This window comes from uncultured Novosphingobium sp., assembly GCF_964277725.1.
Lineage (GTDB): Bacteria > Pseudomonadota > Alphaproteobacteria > Sphingomonadales > Sphingomonadaceae > Novosphingobium > Novosphingobium fluoreni.
On record NZ_CAXYKL010000101.1, the window covers coordinates 1 to 6,963 of the forward strand.

Below are 6,963 nucleotides of genomic sequence, written 5' to 3' on the forward strand. Positions count from 1 at the left end.
GATGCATGACCAGCGCGGTCAGCTTCGCGCGCATGTCCAGCGAGGAGGCGATCAGGAATTCGTCCGGAGAGTGGATCGCGCCGCCGCAGGCACCCATCGTATCGATTACGGGCACGCCGCAGGCCGCGATATTGTTGCCATCACACACGCCTCCGGTATCCTTCCAGCTCACCGGTGAACCCAGGTCTTCGGCGGCTTGGGAGACGAGGCCGAACAGCCGCTGTGTTTCGCTGGCGATCGGTTTGGGCGGGCGCGCGAAGCCGCCGTGCAAGTGGATCGCGACATCGTGCGCCGCGGCGACCTGCGCGATGGCATCGTCCAGGATTAGCCGCGCCGCTGCCAGATCGTCCGGCCCGCGCGGCCGCATGTTGAGATGCAGCACGGCCAGGTCGGGCACCGTGTTGTTGGGCGCGCCGCCTTCGATCCGGGCGGGGTTGACGGTCAGCCCGTCGCGCCGGGCGGCATGAAGCCGCTGCGCAAGGTCCGCGGCAGCGACGAGGGCATTGCGGCCATCCTCCGGATTGCGACCCGCATGGGCCGAGCGACCGGTGACGATCGCGGCGAAATTGCCCGAGCCGGGCCGTGCCCGCGCCATGATCCCACCGGGCAGTGCCGGCTCGTAAGTCAACGCCGCCAGCTTGCCCTGCGCCAGGCGAGCGATCAACGGCGCGGAGGACAGCGATCCGGTTTCCTCATCCGCATTGATCATCACGTCATAGCCCAAGGTGGGGCGGCTGCGTTCGTATGCCTCAAGGCCTGCCAGCATCAGCGAGAGGCCACCTTTCATGTCGGCGGTGCCGGGGCCATGCAGCGTATCATCGTCCAGCCAGTCGCAGGCCTGAAAGGCATGATCGGCGGCATAGACGGTGTCCATATGTCCGGTCAGCAGCACGCGCCGCTCCGCCTGGGGGCGGACCCTCAAGACGAAGTGACGGCCGCTCTCAATCGCATTCGCCTTGCCATCAGAGCTGACCTTTTCCACAGGAGCGGGATCGACCAATGTGATCTCTCCGGGCAGGCCCGCAAACGCATAGGCGAGCCTCTCGGCCATCGTGCGCAACCCGCTCAGATTGGTAGTGCCGCTGTTAATGGCCGCCCACTCCAGCGTGCGATCGAGGATCGGTTGGCGGTCGACCGTTTCCAGGAACGCGCTTTCCTCCACCCCGATCATGGCTTCAGCATCCCGGTGATCGCGGCGGCGTTGCCGGAAGGGCTTGCGGCTTCGAAGCTGGCCATCGGGTAGGCGCAGTAATCCGCGGCGTAGTACGCGCTGGGCCGGTGATTGCCGCTGTCGCCCAGTCCGCCGAATGGCATCGATCCCGCCGCCCCGGTCGTCGGGCGATTGCGATTGACCACCCCGGCGCGGCTTTCCAGCACGAAGCGCTGCCACAGGGCATCATCCTCGCTCACCAGCCCGGCGGACAACCCGAAGCGCGTCGCATTGGCGGCGGCGATCGCCTCATCGAAGTTGGCGGCGCGAGTCACTTGAACGATCGGCGCAAAGATTTCCTCATCGGGCGCAGCCACGCCGGTCACATCCAGCACAGCCGGGCGCACGAAGGCCGGGCCCATGCAATCCAGCACCTTGAAGCTGCGGACTTCCGAAGCGCCCAGCGAAACCAGTCGATCGGCACCGGCCCGTGCGGCCTGCGCCGCCTGCGCCGAAATCAATGGTCCGACGTACGGCTCGACCGGATCGTTCCACCGGCCGATGGTGACGCGGCGGGACAGCGCCTCGACGGCTTCGATCAACTGGCGTCCGAACGCCGCATCGGGGACGATCACGCGGCGCGCGCATGAGCATCGCTGGCCGGTCGTGACGAAACTGGACTGGACGACGATCGAGGCGGCTTCCTCGGCATCGCCGTCCCAGACGATCAGGGGATTGTTGCCCCCCAGTTCAAGAGCCAGGATCACGTGCGGCCGGTCGGCAAAGATCCGCCGGAAATGCGCGCCCGCCCCGGCGGATCCGGTAAAGAGCAGCCCGTCGATCTCGTCCGCCACAAGAGCCTCGCCCGTCGACCGGCCGCCTTGCACGATCTGGAACACCCCGGCGGGTAACCCGGCCTCCGCCCAGCACTGGGCCATCGCCTCGCCCGTGGCGGGGGTCAGTTCGGAAGGCTTGAACACCACCGTATTACCAGCGAGCAGCGCCGGTACGATGTGGCCATTGGGCAGATGGCCCGGGAAGTTGAACGGCCCCAACACCGCCATGACGCCGTGGGGGCGGTGGCGCAGGGCGGCTTCGCCAAACGGCATGGCGCTGCGCCGCTCACCTGCCCGCTCGGCCTGGGCGGTGATCGAGACATCGACCTTGGCGATCATCGATGCCACCTCGGCCCGCGTTTCCCACAAGGGCTTGCCGGTTTCGCGGGAGATCGTCACGGCCAGTGCATCGCGCCGGTCCTGAAGCGCGGCCTTGAACGCCTGCACATGCTCAACGCGGCTCGTTAGCGAAAGGCTCGCCCATCCCGGAAAGGCGCGCCGCGCCCTGGCGACGGCCTCGTGGACTGCGGCGGCATCGGCCAGCGGGCCTTCCCAGACGCATTCTTCGGTGGCGGGATCGATAGATCGCAGCATGGTCATGCGCTTCTCGTCACGGCGAAGATGCCTGTCGCGTTGCCGGTGTCGAAAGTCAGGTCGATCGTGCCGGTGTCCGGATCGATGTCCCGGGTGATGAACTCGTAGAACGATCCGGGCACGTCGCGGGTGATCGTGCCGCCGTCCGCCCCGGCGAATGACCGCGAAACCTTGTCCGCCAGGATCGCCGTCTGGCGCACTCGGCCGTTGGCGGAGATCTCTACGGTGGCTTTCAACGGGTAGCCCTTCGCCTTCAGCTCGGTGGCGAGGGTTTCGACATCACGCACCCGCGTGGTGGCGTGGTTGAAGGCGTTGCCCTCAGTCGCGATCCAGGCTGCCTCGCCGGAATGCCTCAACAGCGTATCGTAATCGGCGAGCGACGGCTCGGAGTGATGGCGATCGAACGCGCTCACCAGCGTGCGCAACAGCGCCGCCGCCTCGTCCATCGGCAGATACCCCAGTTCAGACAGCCGGGCGAGGCGTTCTGCGTCCGTTGCCGGCAGGGGATCGGACGATGCGCCGAAGACACGTTCCGCGGCAGACCGCGCTTCAAGCTCAAGCTGATCGATATGCAGTTCGCTGACGAAGAACTGCGGAATATCTTCAGGCATCGCTGCGTGAACATAGGCCCGCCCGGTCATTCGCAGGCGGGGAAGGGGATAGACCCCGCCCATCACATAGCCCAGCGGCTCCAGCAGGCGGGCGAAGGCATGGTGGCCGGACGGCAAGGCCCCGGTTGGGCCATCGATCGTCCGCAATGCGCCATGATCGAATACGATCGCACTCGTCGTATTATCGGCAATTCTTGCAGCGGTGGGCACGCGGGATAGCAGATCGGCGAAAAGCCAGACGTTCAGGGCCATTGCCATCTGGGCCTGGGTCACAACACCTGCGTCACCATCAAACAAGTTTGGCGCGATGTGCAAGGTGCCGAGCGCCTGCTCCACTCCGTGTGGGGCGCCTGCAAGCGCCAGAACCCGCGCCAGACCTGTTTCAGCCGCTTGTGCCACCGCGATCCTCTTGTTTTATTATTTCGTAGTTACGCAACATACTGATGGAGCCAATGCTTGTCCACGTCAGTCGCTCCAGTGATGGCGCGATGAGAAGCGGGCTCGATTGGCCACGCAGCGCGTCGCCCAACCGTTTCGTCATCTTTTTGCAATGCAACATGGAACCGCATTGCCTTCCCCCGCATTTGGTTAGTTAGTTCCTCGATTGTCTGAACGGATGCTGCATGACCCATGTTTCTCGTGATCTGCTTGCTTCTCGTCCGGCCCAAGCCACGGAGATTAGAGCGATCTTTGATGAGCGGGCAGCCGCTCCGCTTCGCCCTATCCGTGTCGCGCTGATCGGGACATACACTCCGCGCAAATGCGGCATTGCGACATTCACGACCGATATCGCGGAAAAGCTGCGCGAGTTTCGCGCCGATGTGGACGTTGAGGTCTATGCGCTGGACGACGCCGATGCGCCGCTGACTTACGAAGGCGTTACGGATACGATCCTGGGCAGCGATCCGGAAACTTTCGCCCGTGCCGCACGCGCCATCAACGAATCGGCTGTGGATGCCGTCTGGCTCCAGCATGAATACGGCATCTACGGTGATGACGACGGCATCGCTGTTTGCGACTTCGTGGACCGGCTTGCCGCGCCGTTGATCCTTACCTGCCATACCGTCCTGGCCGAGCCATCGGACCGCCAACGTACGATCCTGCGCCACTTGGTGACGCGCGCGTCGCGGATCATGGTCATGTCCCGCCATTCGCGCGATCTGCTTTCCCGCGAATACGGCGCAAACCCTGAAATCCTCGAGGTGATCGAGCATGGCGCGCCGGATCGGCCATTTGGCCGACAAGCAGAGTTCAAAAGCCGCTTCGGACTGACCGACCGGAAGGTTCTCATGACGTTCGGCCTGCTGGGTCCGGGCAAAGGGCTTGAGCGCGCGATCGAGGCGCTGCCCGCGATCGTCAAGAACCATCCCGAGGCGATCTATCGCATCGTCGGCGCTACGCACCCGAACCTCGTTGCCAGCCAGGGTGAAGCTTATCGCGAAGGGCTGATGGACTTGGCCGAGCGGCTGGGCGTGTCGGAGCATATCCAGTGGGACAACCGCTTCCTCGATACCGACGAACTGCTGGATCAGCTGGAAGCGTGTGATATCTACATCACGCCTTATCCCAATCTTCAGCAGTCCACATCGGGCACGCTGAGCTACGCCGTGGCCCTGGGTAAGGCCGTGATTTCCACGCGGTATCTCCATGCCTGCGAGCTTCTGGGCGACAACGTAGGGTGCTTGATCGAGCCAGGGTCGCACGAGGAGATCGCCCGCTCTGTCATCAACCTGCTCGATAATCCCGCCGATCTCTCGGCCATGCAGCGTCGCGCTTATGACCGGGGCCGCGAAACGATCTGGCCGCGCTTTGCAGAGGCCACTGCCAAGCTGGCGGCCGCCGCCGTCGCACCCGTGCCGCGCCGAGCGTCTCTCACCGCCACACCTGGGCTTTCAGGCGTCCTTGCGATGTGCGATTCTACCGGGATGCTGCAGCATGCGATCGGTATCGTGCCTGATCGCCGCCACGGCTATTGCCTTGACGACAACGTTCGCGCGCTGATGCTGATGAATGTGGCGGAAGGCCTGCATCCCACCGAGCGCATGCGCTGGAGCATGATTTACGCGTCCTTCATTCAAGACGCCTGGAACCCGGAAGCACAGCGGTTTCGCAACTTCATGCGCTTCGATCGGTCCTGGTGCGAGGATATCGGATCGGACGATTCGAATGGCCGTGCGATCTGGGCACTCGGTCAGACCGCGCTCTGCGCTCCCGATGAGAACATGCGCGAATGGGCGCGCAATCTTTACGAGCATGTTCTGCCGCAGATGAGCGGCATCGGGTCGCCCCGCGCGGTGGCGTTCGAGGTATTGGGCGCAGCCGCGATGCTCCGCTCGGCTCCTGGACATGCCATGTCGCTGGAATTTGTCGCTCGTGGCGGTGATCTTCTGGAACGCCTGTTGGGCGGTGAGCGTCGGCCGGACTGGGCCTGGTTCGAAGCCGTCCTGGGATACGACAATCCACGCCTGCCCCAGGCAATGATAGAAGCGGGCCTTGCGCTAGGCCGTGACGACTGGACGGCATCCGGGCTGGAAACGCTGGAATGGATCTGCCGCAGCCAGCAATCCAGCACCGGTCAGTTCCGCCCGATCGGTTCCGAAAGCTTTGGGAAGGAACACACTTTCCTTCCGTTCGACCAGCAGCCTCTGGAAGCGCAAGCGGCGATCGAGGCGGCCCTGACGGCGCATAACGCCAGCGAAGCCGCCTTCTGGTATGAGCACGCGTCCGCCGCCTGGTCGTGGTTCTTCGGCGGCAACGATCGCGGTGTGCAACTGGCGGATATGGCCACGGGGCGCTGCCGCGATGGGGTGACGCCACGCGGTGCCAACAGAAATTGCGGTGCAGAGAGTATTCTCGCGTTCCAACTTTCCCACTATGCCATGCTAGCGCTTTACCGGATGACGGCCGAATCCCGTTAAGGAAGCTAGTTTGAACTTGATCGAGAAATCGCGTCCCGAAGCTTTGCATATCTTCGAGACCCGCCTACATGCCGACCCTTCGCGGGTCGTTCTGCGCCCATTTCACTTGGGCTGGCAGGGTAAAAACGATCCCGATGGGCGCGCGCAGCGCCTAGTTCGCGATATCTCGAAACTGAGTGAGGAACGGGCGGAGCTGGAATACAGCCGCGTCCTGCGCGATTTCGAAGAGCGCCACTGGCAGACGGAGCGCATCTTCGCCGCGCGCTTCGATGAGGTGGCGGCTAATCTTCACCTGGATGACGCTCTGTTTTCGGAAACGAAGCAGCGGCTGATCGGCAGCTATTTCTGCCACGAATACACCTTTGCCGCCGCAGCGCTGATGAACCCCTCGATCGTGCCGCATCCCGACCAATCGGGCATGCAGGATGGAGCGGTGCGGTTCGTGATGTCTCTTCGCGCGGTCGGCGAAGGGCACATCAGCTCGGTTGCTTTTCGTGAGGGGATCGCCGAATCGGACGGCAATTTCGAGCTATGGCATCAGGCCAGCTTCGCCACATCGGTGGAGCTGGACGATGAGGGCTTGGCCTGCGCGGACTGTCCTGTCACTGTTCGGCGCAATCCCGACTCAAGCTTGTCCAACACGGTCATCTTCCCGATCACTGAACAGCAGCGCGGCGGACTGGAAGACCTGCGCCTCGTCCGCTTCGATCACGGCGGCGGAGATTTTGAATGGATCGGCACCTATACCGCTTATTCGGGCAGCTCGATCCGCTCGGAACTGCTGCGCACGCGGGATTTCCGCAGCTTCGGGCTTGAGCCGATCCGGGGCAACGCCGGTCGCAACAAGGGCATGG

4 protein-coding genes and 1 pseudogene are annotated in these 6,963 nt (G+C 63.9%); 2 read left to right on the forward strand and 3 right to left on the reverse strand.

Translation table 11 applies throughout. From position 1 onward, the window contains the following. The 3 genes from ACHWRX_RS05915 to ACHWRX_RS05925 all read right to left on the reverse strand — a co-directional run. A partial coding sequence (locus tag ACHWRX_RS05915; RefSeq protein ID WP_394658467.1) for a hydrolase occupies positions 1–1,171 on the reverse strand: 1,171 nt, incomplete at its 3' end. Next, positions 1,168–2,586, reverse strand: coding sequence for a succinylglutamate-semialdehyde dehydrogenase (gene astD, locus ACHWRX_RS05920; protein WP_394658468.1), 1,419 nt, complete (start codon positions 2,584–2,586; stop codon positions 1,168–1,170). The genes astD and ACHWRX_RS05915, both read right to left, overlap by 4 nt. Next, the gene (locus ACHWRX_RS05925; protein WP_394658469.1) at positions 2,583–3,590 is read right to left on the reverse strand and encodes a 2-oxoadipate dioxygenase/decarboxylase family protein; all 1,008 of its coding nucleotides are present in this window, start codon (positions 3,588–3,590) and stop codon (positions 2,583–2,585) included. The genes astD and ACHWRX_RS05925 overlap by 4 nt, the downstream gene beginning before the upstream one ends. A gap of 224 nt (positions 3,591–3,814) precedes the next feature. On the opposite strand from ACHWRX_RS05925, the gene ACHWRX_RS05930 reads away from it, so the two are divergent. Both ACHWRX_RS05930 and ACHWRX_RS05935 read left to right on the forward strand, forming a co-directional pair. Next, positions 3,815–6,109: a glycosyltransferase family 4 protein gene (locus ACHWRX_RS05930; protein WP_394658470.1), complete on the forward strand. Its 2,295-nt coding sequence runs from the start codon at positions 3,815–3,817 to the stop codon at positions 6,107–6,109. 10 nt (positions 6,110–6,119) lie between these two features. Next, positions 6,120–6,963, forward strand: a pseudogene (locus tag ACHWRX_RS05935) (glycosidase); the annotation flags it as partial.